The 20,151-nt window shown below is 73.1% G+C and carries 19 protein-coding genes; 3 read left to right on the top strand and 16 right to left on the bottom strand.

Annotated features, from left to right (window positions below; translation table 11 throughout):
* The 11 genes from FRZ03_RS39650 to FRZ03_RS36720 all read right to left on the bottom strand — a co-directional run.
* On the bottom strand, positions 1–155 hold a 155-nt coding region (locus FRZ03_RS39650), incomplete at its 3' end, for a DUF6191 domain-containing protein (RefSeq protein ID WP_186785814.1).
* Positions 156–185: 30 nt separating this feature from the next.
* Entirely contained in the window at positions 186–3,011 is a 2,826-nt protein-coding gene (locus tag FRZ03_RS36760) for a helix-turn-helix transcriptional regulator (protein ID WP_186785813.1), read from the bottom strand.
* A 125-nt stretch (positions 3,012–3,136) separates the two neighbouring features.
* Complete coding sequence (locus tag FRZ03_RS39900; RefSeq protein WP_222443444.1) at positions 3,137–3,298, bottom strand: hypothetical protein; 162 nt, start codon at positions 3,296–3,298, stop codon at positions 3,137–3,139.
* 195 nt (positions 3,299–3,493) lie between these two features.
* Positions 3,494–4,111 (bottom strand): hypothetical protein, encoded by a 618-nt coding sequence (locus tag FRZ03_RS36755; protein ID WP_146469409.1) that lies wholly within the window; start codon positions 4,109–4,111, stop codon positions 3,494–3,496.
* A 45-nt stretch (positions 4,112–4,156) separates the two neighbouring features.
* Entirely contained in the window at positions 4,157–4,729 is a 573-nt protein-coding gene (locus tag FRZ03_RS36750) for a GNAT family N-acetyltransferase (RefSeq protein WP_146469408.1), read from the bottom strand.
* The gene (locus FRZ03_RS36745; protein ID WP_146469407.1) at positions 4,707–6,938 is read right to left on the bottom strand and encodes an MMPL family transporter; all 2,232 of its coding nucleotides are present in this window, start codon (positions 6,936–6,938) and stop codon (positions 4,707–4,709) included. The genes FRZ03_RS36750 and FRZ03_RS36745 overlap by 23 nt, the downstream gene beginning before the upstream one ends.
* Before the next feature lie 214 nt (positions 6,939–7,152).
* Complete coding sequence (gene gatB, locus FRZ03_RS36740; protein WP_146469406.1) at positions 7,153–8,667, bottom strand: Asp-tRNA(Asn)/Glu-tRNA(Gln) amidotransferase subunit GatB; 1,515 nt, start codon at positions 8,665–8,667, stop codon at positions 7,153–7,155.
* A gap of 16 nt (positions 8,668–8,683) precedes the next feature.
* A complete protein-coding gene (locus FRZ03_RS36735; RefSeq protein WP_146469405.1) occupies positions 8,684–8,923 on the bottom strand; it encodes a hypothetical protein in 240 nt (79 codons plus the stop codon).
* Positions 8,920–10,416, bottom strand: coding sequence for an Asp-tRNA(Asn)/Glu-tRNA(Gln) amidotransferase subunit GatA (gene gatA / locus FRZ03_RS36730; protein ID WP_146469404.1), 1,497 nt, complete (start codon positions 10,414–10,416; stop codon positions 8,920–8,922). The genes FRZ03_RS36735 and gatA overlap by 4 nt, the downstream gene beginning before the upstream one ends.
* Positions 10,417–10,421: 5 nt before the next feature.
* On the bottom strand, positions 10,422–10,718 hold the full coding sequence (gene gatC / locus FRZ03_RS36725; RefSeq protein WP_006130840.1) for an Asp-tRNA(Asn)/Glu-tRNA(Gln) amidotransferase subunit GatC: 297 nt from the start codon (positions 10,716–10,718) through the stop codon (positions 10,422–10,424).
* A 130-nt stretch (positions 10,719–10,848) separates the two neighbouring features.
* A complete protein-coding gene (locus tag FRZ03_RS36720; RefSeq protein ID WP_146469403.1) occupies positions 10,849–11,220 on the bottom strand; it encodes a DUF4267 domain-containing protein in 372 nt (123 codons plus the stop codon).
* An 86-nt stretch (positions 11,221–11,306) separates the two neighbouring features.
* On the opposite strand from FRZ03_RS36720, the gene FRZ03_RS36715 reads away from it, so the two are divergent.
* The gene (locus FRZ03_RS36715) at positions 11,307–11,894 is read left to right on the top strand and encodes a TetR/AcrR family transcriptional regulator (RefSeq protein ID WP_146469402.1); all 588 of its coding nucleotides are present in this window, start codon (positions 11,307–11,309) and stop codon (positions 11,892–11,894) included.
* Positions 11,895–11,970: 76 nt separating this feature from the next.
* On the opposite strand, the gene FRZ03_RS36710 is transcribed toward FRZ03_RS36715, so the two are convergent.
* The 5 genes from FRZ03_RS36710 to FRZ03_RS36690 form a co-directional block, all read right to left on the bottom strand.
* Complete coding sequence (locus tag FRZ03_RS36710) at positions 11,971–14,202, bottom strand: putative bifunctional diguanylate cyclase/phosphodiesterase (protein ID WP_146469401.1); 2,232 nt, start codon at positions 14,200–14,202, stop codon at positions 11,971–11,973.
* Between the two features lie 258 nt (positions 14,203–14,460).
* Positions 14,461–16,656: an NAD-dependent DNA ligase LigA gene (gene ligA / locus FRZ03_RS36705; RefSeq protein ID WP_146469400.1), complete on the bottom strand. Its 2,196-nt coding sequence runs from the start codon at positions 16,654–16,656 to the stop codon at positions 14,461–14,463.
* Between the two features lie 15 nt (positions 16,657–16,671).
* A complete protein-coding gene (locus tag FRZ03_RS36700) occupies positions 16,672–17,679 on the bottom strand; it encodes a methionine synthase (protein WP_146469399.1) in 1,008 nt (335 codons plus the stop codon).
* A 31-nt stretch (positions 17,680–17,710) separates the two neighbouring features.
* Positions 17,711–18,409, bottom strand: a complete 699-nt coding sequence (locus tag FRZ03_RS36695) for an SDR family oxidoreductase (RefSeq protein ID WP_146469398.1) — start codon at positions 18,407–18,409, stop codon at positions 17,711–17,713.
* A 7-nt stretch (positions 18,410–18,416) separates the two neighbouring features.
* The gene (locus FRZ03_RS36690; RefSeq protein WP_146469397.1) at positions 18,417–18,956 is read right to left on the bottom strand and encodes an LOG family protein; all 540 of its coding nucleotides are present in this window, start codon (positions 18,954–18,956) and stop codon (positions 18,417–18,419) included.
* 51 nt (positions 18,957–19,007) lie between these two features.
* Here FRZ03_RS36690 and FRZ03_RS36685 point away from each other — a divergent pair, with 51 nt between their 5' ends.
* The gene (locus FRZ03_RS36685; RefSeq protein ID WP_146469396.1) at positions 19,008–19,331 is read left to right on the top strand and encodes a DUF427 domain-containing protein; all 324 of its coding nucleotides are present in this window, start codon (positions 19,008–19,010) and stop codon (positions 19,329–19,331) included.
* A gap of 37 nt (positions 19,332–19,368) precedes the next feature.
* Positions 19,369–20,151 carry an alpha/beta fold hydrolase gene (locus FRZ03_RS36680; RefSeq protein ID WP_146469395.1) on the top strand — a complete coding sequence of 261 codons (783 nt, stop codon included), beginning with the start codon at positions 19,369–19,371 and terminating at the stop codon, positions 20,149–20,151.

The following is a 20,151-nucleotide window of genomic DNA, read 5'->3' as shown; positions in this document are numbered from 1 at the left end:
GGCAGGCGGATGACCGCTTTGCCGGAGGTGAGGTCTATCGGGCCGCGGCCGGGGTCGCTGTCGCCGACCTGCTCGCGGGTCAGTTCGAGGCGGTTCTGCTCGTCCCGGGTGTGCTTGCGGCCGGGTGTGAACAGTTCGCCGAAGGCATCGAACACGGTTTCTCTCCCCTGCCTGACGTCCGGCTGTCATTGTCCCGCCGCCACCGGGTCCTGGGCACGGGCCGGGAACAGGCCGAGCCGGTGGGCCAGGGCCGCGGCCTCCCCGCGGCTGGACACCCCGAGCTTGGCGAGGATGTTGGAGACGTGGACGCTGACGGTCTTCGGCGAGATGAACAGCTCCTCGGCTATCTGCCGGTTGGTGCGGCCGGCCGCGACCAGGCACAGCACCTCCCGCTCCCGGCCGGTGCGCTGCTGGGCGAGGTCGTAGGGGCGGTCCAGGCATTCGAAGGCGGCGACCACCGGGGCCCAGGTGTCCACCGTGTCCCGGCCGTCCGCCCGGCACAGTTCGGCCCGGGTCCAGCGCTCGTGGGCCGCCCACACGGGCGCGCCGGTGGTGAGGGTGCGCACGGTCTCCGTGAGCCGTTCGAGCAGCTCGGCCCGGCCCGGCTGGGCGGCGGGCAGGGCGCGGGCGTCGGCCTCGGCGGTGGCGGCTGCCAGCAGCAGCGGCCAGCCGTGGCGGTGCGTGCCCGGTGGGAGGCCGGTGTCCAGGGCACCGATCAGCTCGGCTCGGGCGTCGGCGATGCGGCCCTGTGCCGCGGCGGCGGCGAGGGCGACGCGGGCCAGCGGGAGGGACTGCTGGGGCATGGGGTCGTGGGAGCCGTAGCGGGCGCGGGCGGCGGCGACCTGGCGCGCCGCCTCGGCGACGTCGCCGCGGGCCAGGGCGAGCTGGGCCAGCTTGAGAGCGCCCGCGCCGCGGGGCTTGGCGCCGTGACCGGCCCGGGTGGCCTGCGCCGCGGCCTCGGCGGCCGCCGGCCACTGCCCGAGGGCGTACAGCGCGTCGGAGAGGTTGCCCCACATCCAGGCCTCGGAGTCGGGCAGTCCGTGCCGGCGGGCGAAGGCGATGCCCTCGCGCAGCAGGGGCACGGCCTCGCGGTCCCGGCCGACGCTCATCAGCTCCGACGGCAGGTTCACATAGGCGCGGTCGGCGACATGGGGCACGCCCTCGGCGAGGGTGTCCGTGAGGACCTGCCGCATCTGGGTGAGCCCTGACTCGTGCTCCCCGGCGTCCACGAGCAGGCCGCCCAGGGTGAGACGGGCGTGCAGTTCTATGTCGCGGGCGCCGACCATCCGCGCGTACTGGACCGCCTGTTCGGCGGCGGCGAAGGCCTCGGGGCCCGGCCGGTGCAGCATGGACCAGTTGGCGGCCAGGGCCAGCACCTCGGCGTGCACCTCGGACGGGGGCAGGCCGCGCACCAGGTCCTGGGCGGTGGCCAGTTCCCGCCGGCCGTCACCGCGGGCCAGGGCCTGGACGAGCCGGGATCGCTGCACCCAGAACCAGGCCGCGCGCAGCGGGTCCGGTTCGTCCTCCAGCAGGCGCAGGGCCCGTTTGGTGATCGTCAGGGCGCGCTCGCGCTCGCCGCCGAAGCGGCCCGCGACGGCCGCCTCGGCCATCAGGTCGAGCAGGCGCGGCGGGGCGCCGGTGTCGCCGCAGGGGGCGCAGGCCTCGGCCCCGGTCACGGGGCGCAGTGCGGCGCGCACCTCCGCGGGCACGCTGTCCCACAGCTCCATCGCCCGCTCCAGCAGGCTGAGTTGTTCGGTGTAGGCGTGCCGGCGGCGGGCGACGACGGAGGCGTCGAGGACGGCGGGCAGGGCCTTGGCGGGGTCGTGGGCGTGGTACCAGTACCCGGCCAGGCGCGGCACGCGGGCGTCGGCCGGGACGAGGGCGGGGTCGGCCTCCAGCGCCTCGGCGTAGCGGCGGTTGAGGCGGGAGCGCTCACCGGGCAGCAGGTCGTCGGCGACGGCCTCGCGGACCAGGGAGTGCCGGAAGCGGTAGCCGTCACCGTCCGGGGCGGGGGTGAGGATGTTGGCGCCGACGGCGGCCCGCAGTGCCTCGATGAGGTCGTCCTCCGGGAGTTTGGCGACGGCCGCGATCAGCCGGTACTCCACGGTGGAGCCGCCCTCGGCGACGATCCGGACGATCCGCTGGGCCGGTTCGGGCAGTGCCTCGACCCGGACCAGGAGCAGATCGCGCAGGGAGTCGGTGAGTCCGGCGCAGCAGCCCTCGCAGGCGGCCACGGCGAGTTCCTCGACGAAGAAGGGGTTGCCGTCGGAGCGTTCGAAGACGGCGTCGACCTGGGCGGGGTCGGGTTCCGTGGCCAGGATGCCGGCGAGCTGGCGGGCGGCCTCCTCCCGGGTGAAGCGGGGCAGTTCGAGCCGGCGGACGGTGCGCAGCCGGTCCAGTTCGGCGAGCAGGGGGCGCAGCGGGTGGCGGCGGTGGATGTCGTCGGAGCGGTAGGTGGCGAGGACGAGGAGCCGGCCGGTGCGCAGGGTGCGCACGAGGTAGGCGAGCAGATGGCGGGTGGAGGCGTCGGCCCAGTGCAGGTCCTCCAGGACGAGCGCGACGGTGCCGGCGGCGGCGACGCGCTCCAGCAGTCGGGCGGTGAGTTCGAACAGGCGGGCCATGCCCTGTTCGTCATGGCGGCCCGCCCCGCTGTCGCCCAGCTCGGGGAGCAGCCGGGCCAGTTCCTCCTCCTGGCCGGCCGCGGCGGCGGCGAACTCCCCGGGCCGTGCGCCGCGCAGGGCGCGCAGCGCGGCGGAGAACGGGGCGAACGGGAGCCCGTCGGCGCCGATCTCCACGCAGCCGCCGACGGCGACGGTCGCGCCCCGGCGCATGGCCGCCGCGCCGAACTCCTCGACGAGGCGGGTCTTGCCCACGCCGGCCTCACCGGCGAGCAGCAGGGCCTGCGGCTCGCCCGCGGCGGCACGGGCGAGCGCTTCGTTCAGCGCGGCCAGCTCTTCGGCGCGGCCGACGAACACGGGACTGACGGACCTGTTTTCCACGGGCCCGAGCATCGCACGCGGCCGCACGACCGGGACGCCGGTTTTCCACAGGCTCGGTGTGATCGTCGTACTGACAGCGGGGGTTGGAGCGGGAGACACGGCGGGAGGCCTCGCACCGAGGGTGCGCAGTGCGGTCGTCATGTACGGTCCCCCGGCCGATGAAGGCCGTGGCCCCCGAGCCTTCTGGTGCGGCGGGCGGCGCGGCGGGCCAGGGTCGCCGCGCGGGCCAGGCGATGCCGGTCGGCCTCCAGGATGAGCTGGTCGGTGTGGATCCGGGCGTGGTTCTCGATCTCGATCACGGCGGGTTCCTTCGCGCGGAAGCGGTTCTGTGACGCCTCCACACTCCGCCTCCGGCCGGGTGCGCCGCATCGGGAGAGTTCCGCATCTTCGGGCGTCCCGAGGGGCCCGCCGCACGCAATAAGGGGCCTCAGGGGACCCGTGGCATGTGCACGGATTCCCTAAGGCCCCTGGGTATCACCCGGCTATCGGCCCGGTCAGCTCGCGGACGGCAGGGCGAGCAGCGCGTCCGAGTACTTCAGGACCGCGAGGAGCAGGCCGACGACGCCCAGCAAGACACCCGCCCAGGCCACCGACTTGATCCAGGGCGCCTGCGGGCGGCCGGGGGTGCCGAACGCGGGCCGGGCGAGCACCACCACGCCGGTGATCAGCGCGGCCAGCGCGAACAGGCCGGCCCACAGCGCGGTGGCGTGCCAGGCGTCGCCGTAGACCGCCTTGATCTGCTGGGCCACACCCGCCGTGGACGACGTCCTCAGCTGGCCGATGAGCTGCTGGCGGGCACCGGCGACGGTGCCGACCCAGCCGCCGCTGAGCGAGACCAGGCCCAGCACGGCGGAGACGACGGCCCCGGCGCCCTGGCCGACCCCGGAAGGCGCCTTGGCGCCCGTGGCCTCGCCCCGCACGTCCTCGGCCGCCTCGTCCGCACCGTCCGCCGCGCCCTCGGCGCCGTCGGCCCTCTCCTGGGCGATCGCGCCCTCCGCCGTGTCCGCCGGAGCGTCCTGCGCCCTGTCCACCGCCTGCTCGGCGGTGCCGACCCCCTCCGTCGTCTCGTCGTCGTGCCGCACCGCGGCGCCTTCCGATGTCTTCGTTGCCATGCACAGCACCGTACGGACGCCGTCTGAGAGGTCCCTTAATGATCGTCAATGGGCGTGTTGCCCGGCGCCCTCGCGCGCCGCCGCCCATTCCGGGGCGAGCACCGCCCAGATCTCGGTGCTGGTGCGCACGCCGTGGTGCGGATGGTTCTCGCGAAGTACACCCTCGCGGGTCATGCCGAGCCGCCGGGCCACGTTGATGCTGGGCTGGTTGCCCGGTGCCACGTGCCACTCGACCCGGTGCATGCCGCGCTCCCCGAAGGCCCAGTCGAGCAGCAGCCGCATGCCCCGGGTGACGAGGCCGCGCCCGGCCGCCGCGGGCTCCAGCCAGCAGCCGGCCTCGCACACCCCGCTCGGCGTGTCCCAGACCCGGAAGAGCAGCCCGCCGACGAGCGTGCCGTCCTGCCAGATGCCGTGCAGTGAGCCGCCGTCGGCGGCGCGCTTGTCGGCGTACGACCGCAGCCAGGCACGGGCCCCGTCCAGATCGGCCACCACCTCGGGCAGGCCGACGTGCCGGCCGATGAACGCGCGCCCGCGGTCGATGTTGGCCAGCACCTCCTCGGCGTGCCAGACCTCCAGCGGGCGCAGTTCGGCGCCGTCACCCAGGGATATCGCGTACATCGTGCTGCTCTTCCTCCCGCAGTTCGTCCATGTGGACCCGGCCGAGCCTCTCATGTGCGGCCCGGCACTCGGGCGGCTCGATGCTGATGTGCGGCAGCCGGCGGTCCAGCCAGCCGGGCAGCCACCAGTTGGCGGCGCCCAGCAGGTGCATCAGCGCGGGCACCAGCAGGGTGCGCAGCACGAAGGCGTCGAGGGCCACGGCGGCGGCCAGGGCGATGCCGAACATGGCGATCACCCGGTCGCCGCTGAGGACGAAGGCGAGGAACACCGAGATCATGATCACGGCAGCGGAGTTGATCACCCGGCTGGTCTCGGCGAGGCCCACCCGGACGGCGCGCCGGTTGTCGCCGGTCTCCAGCCACTCCTCGTACATCCGGCTGACCAGGAAGACCTGGTAGTCCATGGAGAGCCCGAAGAGCACCGAGACCATGATCACGGGCAGGAAGGGCTCGATGGGGCCCTCGCGGCCGAGCCCGAGGAGTTCGCTGCCCCACCCCCACTGGAAGACGGCGACCACGACGCCGAACGCGGCGGCGACGGCGGCGATGTTCATCACGGCGGCCTTCAGCGGGATGCCGAGGGAGCGGAAGGCGACGAGCAGCAGCAGACAGCCGAGACCGATGACGGTGCCGACGAACAGCGGCAGTTTGCCGATGATCACATCGGCGAAGTCGTCGTATCCGGCGGAGACCCCGCCGACCTGGAGGTCGAGGGAGGTGCCCTGTTCGGCCTCGGGCAGCACCCGCTCGCGCAGCCGGTCCACGAGGGCGCTGGTCCGCGCCGACTGGGGCGCGGAGTCGGGCACGACGGTGAGGTAGGCGGTCTCGCCGCCGGTGGCGTAGGCGGCCGGGGTGACGGCTGCCACACCGGGGGTGTCGCGCAGGGTGGTGTCGAGGTTGTCCAGGGCGATCCGGTCGGCCGCGCCGTCCACTCGGGTGACGAGGGTCAGCGGTCCGTTGACGCCGGGTCCGAAGCCCTCGGCGAGCAGGTCGTAGGCCTTGCGGGTGGTGGAGGTGCGGGGATCGTTGCCCTGGTCGGAGGTGCCGAGGTGGAGCGAGAGGGTGGGCAGGGCGAGCAGCGCGATCACGGCGACGGCGAGCGAGCCGAGCAGTTTGGGGCGCCGCTCCACCAGCGCGGACCAGCGGGCGGCGAGTCCGGTGGGCACCTCGGGGCGCGGCCCCTGGGCGGCGAGCCGGCGCCGTTCGCGGCGGCTGAGGGCGCGCGGGCCGATGTACGACAGCAGGGCGGGCAGCAGGGTGACGGAGGCCGCGACGGTGAGGACGACGGTCAGACAGGCGGCGATGGCGACGCCGTTGAGGAAGCTCAGCCGCAGGATCAGCATGCCGAGCAGCGCGATGCACACCGTGGCGCCCGCGAAGACGACGGCGCGTCCGGTGGTGGCGACGGCGTTCGTGGCGGCCTCGCTGACGCCGAGGCCGCGTTTGAGTCCGCGCCGGTGCCTGGTCACGATGAACAGCGCGTAGTCGATGCCGACGCCGAGGCCGATGAGCATGCCGAGCATGGGGGCGAAGTCGGCGACCGTCATCCCGTGCCCGAGCAGTGCGATGCCCGCGTGGGCGGTGCCGACGCCGATCAGGGCGGTGGCGATGGGCAGCAGGGAGGCGGCGAGGGAGCCGAAGGCGACAAGGAGGACGACGGCGGCGACGAGCACGCCGACCACCTCCGCGGTCTGGTCGTGCGGTGCCTCGGTGAGCCCGATCGCACTGCCGCCCAGCTCGACCTGGAGGCCGTCGCCCTCGGCGGCCTTGGCGGTCCGTACGACGGAGTCGGCCTCGGCCTTGCCGATGTCCTCGGCCTGCTGCGCGAAGGTGACGGTGGCGTAGGCGGTGCGGCCGTCCCGGCTGATCTGATCGGCGCCCTGGGCGCTGTAGGGGCCGTCCACCGAGGACACGCCGGGCAGCGCGGCGATCCGGTCGAGGGCGTGGGTCATGCCCTGTTCGACGTCGGCGGCCCGCACGGTGCCCCGGGTGGTGTGCCAGACGACGGTGTCGCTGTCGCCGCCGAGTCCCGGGAAGCCCTCGTGGAGCAGCTGGGCGGCGCGGCCGGATTCGGTGCCGGGGACCGAGTAGTCGTTCGAGTACGACGTCCCGGCCACGGCGGCGGCCGCGGTGGCGCCGCCGAAGGCGCACAACCACAGCAGAACGGCGATCAGTCGGTGCCTGACGCACCAGCGCGCGAGGGCTGCCACGGACGTGCTCCCAGGGAGGATGTGGGGATCTTTGACCGGGAACAGTCGTCCATGAACCGAACGGCCCGCAAAGAACGTATGAGCAATCGCTTGCCACTCTTACAGGCAGAAGAGATCATTTGCTGTGTTCGTGGGCTTATTCACAGCAGTCGGGTGGAATGCCGAGGGGGGACGCGCCGGACACGGCACGTCCCCCCTCGGGTCGGACGGTGGCTCAGCCCTCGCTGACGCCGAGCTTCTCCAGGATCAGCTCCTTGACGCGGGCCGCGTCGGCCTGGCCGCGGGTGGCCTTCATGACCGCGCCGACCAGGGCGCCGGCCGCGGCCACCTTGCCGCCGCGGATCTTGTCCGCGACGCCGGGGTTGCCGGCGATGGCCTCGTCCACGGCGGTGCCGAGGGCCGAGTCGTCGGAGACGACCTTCAGACCGCGCTTGTCGACGACCTCGTCCGGGGTGCCCTCGCCCGCGAGGACGCCCTCGATGACCTGGCGGGCCAGCTTGTCGTTCAGATCGCCCTTCGCGACCAGCTCGGCGACCCGGGCCACCTGCTGCGGGGTGATCGCCAGCTCGTCCAGCGCCGTGCCGGACTCGTTGGCGCTGCGCGCCAGTTCGCCCATCCACCACTTGCGGGCGGACGCCGCGTCGGCACCGGCCTCGATGGTGGCGACGATCGGGTCCAGCGCGCCGGCGTTGAGGATCGCCTGCATGTCGGTGGCGGAGATGCCCCACTCGGCGAGCAGCCGGGTACGGCGGGCCAGCGGCAGTTCGGGCAGCGCCGCGCGGATCTGCTCGACCCACTCGCGCGAGGGCGCGACGGGCACCAGGTCGGGCTCCGGGAAGTACCGGTAGTCCTCGGCCTCCTCCTTCACGCGGCCCGAGGTCGTGGACCCGGTGTCCTCGTGGAAGTGGCGGGTCTCCTGGACGATGGTGCCGCCGGAGGACAGCACGGCCGCGTGCCGCATGATCTCGAAGCGGGCCGCGCGCTCCACCGAGCGCAGCGAGTTGACGTTCTTCGTCTCCGAGCGCGTGCCGAACTTGTCGGCGCCCTTGGGCATCAGCGACAGGTTCACGTCGCAGCGCATCTGGCCCATCTCCATGCGGGCCTCGGAGACGCCGAGGGCACGGATGACCTCGCGCAGCTCGCGGACGTACGCCTTGGCGACCTCGGGGGCGCGCTCGCCGGCGCCGACGATCGGCTTGGTGACGATCTCGATGAGCGGGATGCCGGCGCGGTTGTAGTCCAGCAGGGAGTGGGACGCGCCGTGGATACGGCCGGTGGCGCCGCCGACGTGCGTCGACTTGCCGGTGTCCTCCTCCATGTGGGCGCGCTCGATCTCCACGCGGAAGGTCTCGCCGTCCTCCAGCTGCACGTCGAGGTAGCCGTCGAAGGCGATCGGCTCGTCGTACTGGGAGGTCTGGAAGTTCTTCGGCATGTCCGGATAGAAGTAGTTCTTCCGGGCGAAGCGGCACCATTCGGCGATCGAGCAGTTCAGCGCGAGGCCGATCTTGACGGCCGACTCGACGCCGGTCGCGTTGACGACCGGGAGCGCGCCGGGCAGGCCGAGGCAGACGGGGCAGGTCTGCGAGTTGGGCTCGGCGCCCAGCTCCGTGGAGCACCCGCAGAACATCTTGGTCTTGGTGCCGAGTTCGACATGGACCTCGAGGCCCATGACGGGGTCGTACGACGCCAGCGCGTCCTCGTACGACACCAGGTCGGTCGTGGTGGTCACGGTGAAAACTTCCCTCTCAGCCCAGCAGGACGTCGTCGTCGCCCAGCCGCTTCAGCTCGCGGTAGAGGATCGCGAGGCCGGTCGCGATCGCGACGGCGGAGACCGTGGCGTCGATCAGCCGCAGCGTGTCGTGCTCGGCGCGGGCCTTCTTGATCTGCTTGGTGACACCGATCGCGCCGAACGCGGTGGTGGCCATGGACAGGTACGTACCGGACTTGGACTTCTTGAAGTCCTTGGCCTTGGACAGCTTGCTCACAGCGACGGAGCCTCCTCAAGCAGCGGGTGTCCCCACTTTTCCACGAAGGCGGCCTCGACGGCGGCGCCCACCTTGTACAGGCGATCGTCCTGCATCGCCGGGGCGATGATCTGAAGACCCACCGGGAGGTTGTCCTCCGGGGCGAGACCGCAGGGCAGGGACATGGCCGCGTTGCCCGCCAGGTTGGTCGGGATGGTGCACAGGTCCGCGAGGTACATCGCCATCGGGTCGTCGGCGCGCTCGCCGATCGCGAAGGCGGTGGTCGGGGTCGTCGGGGAGACGATCACGTCGACCTGCTCGAACGCCTTCTCGAAGTCGCGCGTGATGAGGGTGCGGACCTTCTGCGCGGAGCCGTAGTAGGCGTCGTAGTAGCCGCTCGACAGGGCGTAGGTGCCGAGCATGATGCGGCGCTTGACCTCGGGGCCGAAGCCGGCCTCGCGGGTCAGGGAGGTGACCTCCTCGGCCGAGTGCGAGCCGTCGTCGCCGGTCCGCAGGCCGTAGCGCAGGCCGTCGAAGCGGGCGAGGTTGGAGGAGCACTCGGAGGGGGCGATCAGGTAGTACGCCGACAGGGCGAGGTCGAAGGACGGGCAGTCCAGCTCGACGATCTCGGCGCCCAGCTCCTTCAGCAGCTCGACGGACTCGTCGAAGCGCTGGATGACGCCGGCCTGGTAGCCCTCGCCGCGGAACTGCTTGACGACGCCGACGCGCATGCCCGCCACGCTGCCGTTGCGGGCGGCCTCGACCACCGGCGGGACCGGGGCGTCGACGGAGGTGGAGTCCATCGGGTCGTGACCGGCGATGACCTCGTGCAGCAGGGCCGCGTCCAGGACCGTGCGGGCGCAGGGGCCGCCCTGGTCGAGGGAGGAGGAGAACGCCACCATGCCGTAGCGGGAGACCGCGCCGTACGTCGGCTTCACGCCGACCGTGCCGGTGACGGCGGCCGGCTGGCGGATGGAGCCGCCGGTGTCGGTGCCGATGGCGAGCGGGGCCTGGAAGGAGGCGAGCGCGGCGGAGGAACCGCCGCCGGAGCCGCCGGGGATCTTGGTGAGGTCCCAGGGGTTGCCGGTCGGGCCGTAGGCGCTGTTCTCGGTGGAGGACCCCATGGCGAACTCGTCCATGTTGGTCTTGCCGAGGATGACGACGTCGGCGGCCTTGAGGCGCTTGGTCAGCGTCGCGTCGTACGGCGGGATCCAGCCCTCGAGGATCTTCGAGCCGACGGTCGTCGGCACGCCCTCGGTGGTGAAGATGTCCTTGAGCGCGAGCGGGACGCCGGCCAGCGGGCCGAGCTTCTCGCCGCGGGCGCGCTTCTCGTCCACGGCGCGGGCCTGGGCGAGGGCGCCCTCGCGGTCGACGTGCAGGAAGGCGTGCACCTTCTCGTCGACGGCGTCGATGCGGGCCAGGTGGGCCTCGGTGACCTCGACCGCGGTCAGCTCGCCGGAGGCGATCTTCTCGGCGGTCTGCGCGGCCGTGAGCTTGATGATGTTGTCCGTCATGACGGTCACTCCTCCCCCAGGATCTGCGGCACCTTGAAACGCTGCTGCTCCTGGGCGGGGGCGCCGGAGAGCGCCTGCTCGGGGGTGAGCGAGGGACGGACCTCGTCCGCCCGCATGACGTTCGTCAGCGGGAGCGGGTGCGAGGTCGGCGGTACGTCTTGGTCGGCGACCTCGCTGACGCGGGCGACCGCGCCGATGATGTCGTCCAGCTGTCCCGCGAAGTGGTCGAGCTCTTCGGGCTTCAGCTCCAGACGCGCCAGCCGGGCGAGGTGGGCGACCTCCTCGCGCGTGATGCCAGGCATGCAGCGATCCTCTGGGGTGAGTGTGTGTGGTTTGGGGCCAATCCTATGGGGCCGGGCGGGGTGGCCGTGAAACGGTTTCCCCGGGCACGCCCGCCGAACGGTGCCGGCCGCGACGCGCCCGGGGGTCCGGTCAGGCCGCGAAGAGCAGCGCGGCGGCGACCAGGACGACGACGGCGGTGGCGAGGTGGACGCCGAACGCGACGGCCTTCGGGCCGCCGTGGCGCAGGACTATCCGGGTGTCCAGGAGCGGGACGAGGGCCACGCCGACCATGAACCAGGCCTCGGCCCGCGCCCCGGCGAAGGCGAGCAGGAGCAGGCCCACCACGCCGAAGGTGCCGTCCCTGAGGCCCTTGACGGAGAGGTAGGCGCCGGCGTCTCCCCCGGGATCGGCCGGGACGCCGTAGCCGGCGGCGGCGGGGCCGGGCCGGAACCAGAAGCGGTAGCCGAGGAACAGGCAGAACAGATCGAGCAGCACGGCCAGGGTGTAGGCGGTGACGGTCACGACTCCCCCTTTGCTAGCAACGCTAGGAATGAGAGTGACGCTAACAGAGCGACGACAGAATGGCTAGCGTTGCTAGAATCACGGGCATGACGATCCAGACGCGCCGGGAGCGCGAACGAGCGGAGCGCAGGCGGCTGATCGTGACGGCGGCCCGGGAACTGGCCGAGGCGGAGGGCTGGGACGCGGTGACCACACGCCGGCTGGCCGCCGAGATCGAGTACAGCCAGCCGGTCCTCTACAGCCATTTCAAGGGCAAGGGCGCGATCATGGCGGCGGTCGCGGTGGAGGGCTGCGCGGAGCTGGCGGTGGAGATGCGCCGGGCGCGGGAGGCGGCGCCGGGCACGCGGGCCGCACTGGCGGCGGTGGCGGAGACGTACACGTCCTTCGCCCGCCGCCGGCCCGCCCTCTACGACGCGATGTTCACCCACCTGGTCGACCTGCCGTTCGCGACCCCGGAGGCCCCGGCGGCCCTCCAGGAGGCCTTCGGCCAACTGCTGGCGGTCGTGACACCGGTCACGGCGCCCGAGGAGGAACCCGGCCTGGTGGCGGAGACCTTCTGGGCCGCGCTGCACGGCCTGGCGACACTCATGCGCAGCGGCCGCCTGCCGGAACCGGCCCACGCCCGGCGCCTGCGCCTTCTGGTGGACCGCTTCGCGAAGGCGGGGGACGAGTAGCGGAGGGACACGGGGAACCGCGCGGCGGACCGCGCCCGGCCCGAGGCCTGCCCCGGGCCGGGAACCGGGCCGGCCGTCAGGGGCGGGCCGGCGGGAGTGCCGAGGCTCCGCACGCGCTCGCTTCCCGCGCCCGGAGCCACGCCGTCGTCTCGTCCGCCGGCATCGCCGCCGCGACCAGCCAGCCCTGGACCGCGTCACAGCCGAGGTCGCGCAGCCGTTCCCAGGTCTCGTCGTCCTCCACGCCCTCGGCGACGACGAGCAGGCCCAGGGAGTGGGCGAGGTCGACGGTGCAGCGCACGATCTCCGCGTCCTCGGTGTCCACGGCCAGCCGGGCCACGAAGGAGCGGTCGATCTTCAGCTCGCTGACCGGCAGCCGGCGCAGATGCACCAGCGAGGAGTACCCGGTGCCGAAGTCGTCCAGGGACATCTTCACGCCGTGCCCGGTCAGCCCCGCGAGCGTGTCCGCGGCCCGCTGCGGGTCCTCCAGCAGGACGTGCTCGGTGATCTCCAGTTGCAGCGCGCCCGCCGGGACCCCGTGCCGCGCCAGCCGCGCGGCGACCGAGCCGGCGAAGCCGGGGGTGTGGACGTCGCGCGGGGAGACGTTGACCGCGACCGGCACCCGCAGCCCCTGCGCCCGCCAGCGGGCGACCTGGGCCAGGGCGGTCTCCAGCACGTACTCGGTGAGGTGGGGCATCAGCCCGGACGACTCGGCGATCGCGATGAACTCGTCCGGCGGCACCTTCCCGCGCTCCGGATGCACCCAGCGCACCAGCGCCTCCAGGCCCGCGACCTGGCCGTCGAAGCGGACCTTGGGCTGGTAGTGCAGCTGCACCTCGTGCGCGTCCAGCGCCCGGCGCAGATCGCCGAGGAGGCCGAGCCGGTCGGGGGTGTTGGAGTCCCGCTTGGACTCGTAGACCTCGACCCCCGTACGGTCCCGCTTCGCCTGGTACATGGCCACGTCGGCCCGCCGCAGCAGCCCCTCCGCGTCCATGGCGTGGTCCGGGAAGACGGCGACCCCGGCGCTGGCCTCCAGGACGAGGGTGAGGCCGTCGAGGTCGAGCGGGGAGCTGAGCGCGGTGACCAGGCCGCGGGCGACGCGCATCGCCGATGTCGTGGAGTCCGCGACGGGCAGTAAGACGGCGAACTCGTCCCCGCCGAGCCGGGCCGCCTCGGCGCCGCGAGGCAGGGCGAGCCGCAGCCGCTCGGCGATCTGCAACAGCAGCCGGTCACCGGCGAGATGGCCGAGGGTGTCATTGACCGACCGGAAGCGGTCGAGGTCGATCAGCATGAGTGCGGAGCGCGCCCCGATGCGGTCGGCCTCGTCCAGCGCGGTCCAGATCCGCTCCTGGAGCCACTGCCGGTTGGGCAGCCCGGTCAGCGGGTCGCGCAGCTGCTCCTCGGCCCGCGCGCGGGCCATCCACAGCGCGGAGTCGAGGGCGATCAGCGGGATCGCGAACAGCGGCAGCAGGATCGGCTGGGCGTCGGCGACCACGCACAGCAGCGGCGCGATGCCGAGTAACGCCACCGCCACCAGGCCCTGTCTGACCAGCGCGGGACGCGCGATGGCCGGCAGTGCGCCGTCACGCGGGGCATTCAGGTACCACAGCAGGCCCCGGCTGACCGCCAGATAGGCGACGGCGACCAGGGCGATCTCGGGCGCGGTGGCGACGCTCCAGTTGTGCGTGCGCCAGGGCGCCTCGACGCTGGGGAACCGGCCGAACGCGCCGAGCAGCAGGGCGCCGGCGGCGATGCCGAGCAGGTCCGCCGCGCCGTGCAGCACGCCCTGCCCCCGACGCTGCCGGCGGGCTATGCCGACCAGGACGACGACGGTGAGGCTGATCATGCCGGCGCTGACCCAGCCGAAGAGCAGCAGTACGGCGAGGGTGAGGGCGGCGCCCGAGCCGGTGCCGCCCCACCAGCGGGCGCGGCCCAGCATCACGAGGTGGCCGACGATGATCCCGGTGAGCAGGGCCAGCGACCAGCCGGCGGTGCCGGACGGGAAGAGGGCGTGCCGGCCGCTGAAGGCGCCGTAGAAGCCGGTGCCCAGCACGACGGCCGCGGCGGCGACCACGGCGGCGGGCAGCGCGGGCCGGGGCAGCCGGCGTCCGGGCTCCTGGCCGGCGCCGAGGCCGGGGACGGGCTCGATGGCCAGCGGCGGACGCAGGGGCGGCTGGACGGCACCGGCCGCGGCCGGACGGACGCCGGGGCGGTTGCGGCCCCCGCCCGGGCGCAGGATCTCCCGCCAGGCGACGGCGCGGCGGCGCAGGCGCAGCCGTGAGTCCGGGGCGACGCTCTCGGTCGGTTCCATTCCCGTCCCTCTCACAGCCGGCGGTGCCCACGCCACGCGGCCCGGTGTCCGACACCATCGGCGGCTTCACGCTGAAGAACCCCCGCCGCGCCCACGGCGCGGCAGGGGAATGCCCCGGCCGCCGCCGGGCTCGGCAGGTGCACATCTCAACACTAGGCCGCGCAGGGCTTCCACGGGCACCGGTCGTCGGCGGTTGCCCGAATGCGCCCGGGCCACCCGTATGCAACTGGTATGCGCCGATCGGGTGGCCTTCAACCGCTACTCCTCGGTCGGAAGCGCCACTTCGGCCGCGGCCTCGGGGCCCTGCGCCAACAGGACGCCGAATCCGTCCTCGTCGAGCACCGGGACCTTCATTTGCACGGCCTTGTCGTACTTCGAGCCCGGGTTGTCACCCACAACGACGAACGAGGTCTTCTTGGAGACCGAGCCGGTCACCTTGGCGCCCCGGCTCTGCAGCGCCTCCTTGGCGCCGTCCCGGGTGAACTTCTCCAGGGTGCCGGTGACCACGACGGTGAGCCCCTCCAGCGGACGCGGACCCTCCTCCTCCTCGCTGACCTGCTCCTCCAGCGGGACGCCCGCGGCCTTCCACTTGCGGACGATCTCCCGGTGCCACTCCTCCGCGAACCACTCCTTGACCGCCGCGGCGATGATCGGGCCGACGCCGTCGGTGGCCGCCAGTTCCTCTTCGGTGGCCTGTTCGATTCGGTCGACGGAGCGGAACTCCCGGGCGAGGGCCTGGGCGGCGACCGGGCCGACGTGCCGGATGGACAGTCCGTTCAGGAAACGGGCCAGCGGGCGGGTCTTGGCCGCCTCGATGTTCTCCAGCAGGGCAAGCGTGTTCTTCTTCGGCTCGCCCTTCTGGTTGGCGAAGACGGTGGCGACCTTCTCCTCGCCCGTCCTGGGGTCGCGCTTGGGCAGACCGCTGTCCGGGTCGAGGACGTAGGCCTTGATGGGAAGCAGCTTCTCCACCGTCAGGTCGAACAGGTCGCCCTCGTCCACCAGCGGCGGGTCGGCCGGCTCCAGCGGGCGGGTGAGCGCGGCGGCGGCCACCTCGCCGAAGTGCTCGATGTCCAGGCACGCGCGGCCCGCCAGGTAGGAGACCCGCTCGCGCAACTGGGCGGGGCAAGTGCGGGCGTTGGGGCAGCGGAGGTCGATGTCGCCCTCCTTCATGGGCCGCAGCGGGGTGCCGCACTCGGGGCACTCGCCCGGCATCACGAACTCCCGCTCGCTGCCGTCCCTGAGGTCGACCACCGGGCCGAGGATCTCCGGGATGACGTCGCCCGCCTTGCGGATGACGACCGTGTCCCCGATCAGGACGCCCTTGGCCTTGACGACCTCCTGGTTGTGCAGGGTGGCGAACTCCACCTCGCTGCCCGCCACCGTGACCGGCTCGACCTGGGCGTACGGCGTGACCCGGCCGGTACGGCCGACGCCCACCTTGATGTCGATGAGCTTGGTGTTGACCTCCTCCGGCGCGTACTTGTACGCGATGGCCCAGCGGGGCGCCCGCGCGGTGGAGCCGAGGCGGCCCTGCAGGCGCAGCTCGTCCAGCTTGACGACGACGCCGTCGATCTCGTGTTCCACCGAGTGGCGGTTCTCGCCGTAGTGGGCGATGAACTCCCGTACGCCGTCGAGGCCGTCGACCACCCGGTTGTGCGGGGAGGTGGGCATGCCCCAGGTCTTCAGCAGGTCGTACGCCTGGGAGAGCCGGGTCATCCCCGTGAACCCCTCCAGGGCGCCGATGCCGTGCACCACCATGTGCAGCGGGCGGGTGGCGGTGACGCGGGGGTCCTTCTGGCGCAGTGAACCGGCCGCCGCGTTGCGGGGGTTGGCGAAGGGCTTGTCGCCGGCCGCGACCAGGCGCTCGTTGAGTTCGAGGAACTTCTCCATCGGGAAGTAGACCTCGCCGCGGATCTCCACCAGGTCCGGGACGTCGTCGCCGCGCAGCCGGTCGGGGATCTCCGCGATCGTGCGCACGTTGGGCGTGATGTCCTCGCCGGTGCGGCCGTCGCCGCGGGTGGCGGCGCGGGTGAGGCGGCCGTGCTCGTAGGTGAGGTTGACCGCGAGGCCGTCGACCTTCAGCTCGCACAGGAAGTGGTACTCCTGGTCGCCGAGTTCACGGGCGATGCGGTCGGTCCAGGCGGCCAGCTCCTCGTCGTTGAAGGTGTTGTCGAGGGAGAGCATGCGCTGGCGGTGTTCGACCGCGGTGAACTCCGTCTGGTACGACCCGGCCACCTTCTGGGTGGGCGAGTCGGGGCCGCGCAGCTCCGGGTACCGCTCCTCCAGGGCATCCAGGGACTTCAGGAGCTGGTCGAACTCCGCGTCGCTGATGACGGGAGCGTCCTTCACGTAGTACCGGAAGCGGTGCTCCTCGACCTGCTCCGCCAGCTGCGCGTGCCTGTCGCGGGCCTCTGCGGGCACCGCCGTCGTCTCCGCCTGCTTGTCGCCGGCCACCGTGTTGTCCTCCCGTTACTCTGGGTTGTCCGCGAGGGATCTCGCCGCCCGGACGCAGTGGGCGAGCGCCTGGCGCGCATAGGCGGGGGAAGCGCCCGCGAGACCGCACGCCGGGGTGAGGGTGACCGCCTCGGCGAGCAGCTCCGGGTGCAGCCCCAGCCTGCGCCACAACGTCCTGACACCCATGACGCTACCGGCAGGGTCTGACAATGGGCCGTCCGTGCCGGGCACGACACCGGCGAACAGGCGGGTGCCGCCCTCCACGGCCTCGCCGATCGCCTCGTCGTCACGCTCGGTGAGGAGCGCGAAGTCGAAGGAGATCGCGTCGGCCCCGGCCCGGCGCAGCAGCGCGAACGGCACGTCGGGGGCGCAGGAGTGGACGGCCACGGGTCCGCCGGGGTGGGCGCCGATGACGTCGCGCAGGGTGGCCTCCACGGTCTGGCGGTCGACGGCGCGGTGGGTGCGGTAGCCGCTGGCGGTGCGGACCTGCCCGCGCAGCACGGCGGTGAGGGAGGGCTCGTCGAGCTGGAGCACGATCCGGGCGCCGGGGACGCGGCGCCGGACCTCGGCGAGGTGCAGGCGCAGTCCCTCGGCGAGGGAGGCGGCGAGGTCCCGGCAGGCGCCGGCGTCCGAGAGGGCGACCTCGCCGCCGCGCAGCTCCAGGGCGGCGGCGAGCGTCCAGGGCCCGACGGCCTGGACCTTCAGATCGCCCTCGTACCCCTGGGTGAACTCCTCCAGCGCGTCCAGGTCCTCGCGCAGGAACGACCACGCCCGGCGGGTGTCCCGGCCCGGCCGATCGCCGAGCCGCCAGCCGCTGGGCTCCACGCGCGCGTACAGCTCGACCAGCATCCCGGCGGTGCGGCCGATCATGTCGGCGCCGGGGCCCCGGGCGGGCAGCTCGGCCAGAAACGGGAAGTCCTCGAAGGACCCGGTGACGGTCTTGGCGGCCTCCCGGGCGTCCCCGCCGGGCATGGACCCGACTCCGGTGGCCCCGGCGAACCTGAACTCGCTGTTTTCGCTCACCAGGGAAGCCTACGGAATGCGTAGGCGCCGGTCAGCGGCCCGGGCGCACCGTCAGGTCGTTGACCTCCGCGTCACGGGGCAGGTCCAGGGCCATGAGGATGGTCGTGGCGACCGATTCGGGGTCGATCCACCTGCCGGCGTCGTACTCCTTGCCCTCCTGCTGGTGCACCTTGGCCTGCATGGGGCTGGCGGTGCGGCCGGGGTAGACGGAGGTGACGCGGACGCCGGCGGCGTGCTCCTCCTGGCGCAGCGCGTCGGCGAGGGCCTTGAGGCCGTGCTTGGAGGCGGCGTAGGCGCCCCAGCCGGCGCCGGCGTTCAGGCCCGCGCCGGAGTTCACGAAGAGGACGTGGCCGCGGGCCGCGCGCAGCTGGGGCAGCAGCAGCCGGGTCAGCTCGGCGGGCGCGACGAGGTTGACGCCGAGCTGGTGGTGCCAGGACTTCGGGGTCAGTTCGCCGATGCCGCCGAGGTCCACCACGCCGGCGATGTGCAGCAGGGAGTCCACCCGGTCGGGCAGGGTCTGGTGGGAGAACGCCCAGGAGAGCCGGTCCGGTTCCGCGAGGTCGCCGACCAGGGTGCGGGCGCCGGGGAACTCGGCGGCCAGTTCCTTGGCGCGGCCCGCGTCGCGGGCGTGCAGGACGAGCTCGTCGCCGCGCGCGTGCAGGCGGCGGGCGACGGCCGCGCCGATGCCGGAACCGGCCCCGGTGATCACATGTGTAGCCATACCCGCCATGCTCGCATCAGCGGGTGCCCGTCTGCTCCTCCAGGTAGGCCATGGCCCCGACCGGCTCCTCGGCGAAGAACACCAGGTCGGCCAGGGGGCGGGGCAGGAAGCCCTCGTCCTCCATGCGGCGGAACTGCTCGCGCAGGCCGTCGTAGAACCCGGCGGTGTTCAGCAGCACCACGGGCTTGTGGGTGCGGCCGTGCTTCTTCAGCTCCAGGATCTCGGTGGCCTCGTCCAGGGTGCCGGTGCCGCCCACCATGATGACCACGGCGTCGGCCTTCTCCAGGAGCAGCTTCTTGCGCTCGGCGAGGTCCGGGGCGATCACCATCTCGTCGGCGCCGGGCCGCGTCTTGTTGGCCAGGAACTCCACGGACACGCCCACCAGGCGCCCGCCGGCCTCCTCCACGCCGTCGGCGACGACCTTCATCAGACCGACGTTGGAACCGCCCCACACCAGGGTGTGGCCGCCCTTGCCGATCAGTTTCGCGAACTCGCGGGCGGGACGGGTGTAGCGCTCGTCGAGGTCGGCGGCGGACAGGAAGACGCAGATGTTCATGGTCCCTACGGTACGCGGGAAGAACTCCCGCCCGTACGGCGCTGTACCGGTATGGCCGAAGGACACACCATCACGATCGAACCCGGCGAGCGGCACGTGCGCGTGGTGCACGGTGACCAGGTGCTCGCTCAGACCGACCGCCCGCTGCTGCTGCGCGAGACGGGCTGCCCGGTGCGGTACTACATCCCGGCCGAGGACGTGCGCCTCGACCTGCTGACCCCGTCCGGCACGCACACGGTGTGCCCGTTCAAGGGCACGGCGTCCTACTGGTCGCTGCCGGACGCGCCCGATCTGGCCTGGGCGTACCCGGACCCGAAGCCGGAGGTGGCACCGATCAAGGACCACCTCTGCTTCTACGACGTCGACGTGTCGTGACCGCCGTCCCCGCCGTCGTGCGGCAGTCTGCACGGACATGGACGACAAGACGACTTCCCGCGACGGCACTTCTCTCGCGTACCGGGTGACGGGCGAGGGGCCCGTGGTGATCCTGGTGAGCGGAGCGATGTCCACCGGCGGCACCCTGGCCCCCCTGGCCGAGCGGCTCGCGGACCGGGTGACGGCCGTCGTCTACGACCGCCGGGGCCGCGGCGCGAGCGGCGACACGAAACCGTACGAGGTGGCGCGCGAGGTCGAGGACCTGGCGGCGCTGCTGGCCGCGGTGGGCGGCGAGGCGGCGCTGTTCGGGGTCTCCTCGGGCGGCGCGCTGGTGCTCGACGCCCTGGCGAGCGGGCTGCCGTTCACCCGGGCGGCGGTGTACGAGGTGCCGTACGCGGACCATCTGGCGGGCGGCGCCGAGCGGGAGGCCGTCTACAAGCAGAACCTGGACCGGGCACTGGCGGAGGGCCGGCGCGGGGCGGCGGTGGAGCTGTTCCTGCGGCTCACCGGGCTCGGCGAGGAGATGATCCAGCGCGCCCGCCAGTCCCCCATGTGGCCCGGCCTGGAGGCGGCCGCGCCGAGCCTCGCGTACGACGACGCCGTCATGGCCGACGGCCTGCTCCCCCGCGACCGGCTGGCCGCCGTCCCCGTGCCCGTGCTGGCGATCGCGGGCGGCGCGAGCCCGGACTGGATGCGGCAGGCCTGCCGGGACATCGCGGACGCGGTGCCCCGGGGCGAGTACCGGGTCCTGGAGGGCCAGACCCACATGGTCGAGCCCGATGTCCTGGGTCCGGTACTGACCGAGTACCTCACGGCGTAG

The organism is Streptomyces misionensis, from assembly GCF_007896895.1.
Lineage (GTDB): Bacteria > Actinomycetota > Actinomycetes > Streptomycetales > Streptomycetaceae > Streptomyces > Streptomyces misionensis_A.
The sequence above is the reverse complement of the archived record's forward strand: the minus strand, read 5'-3'. Positions and strand labels throughout refer to the sequence as shown.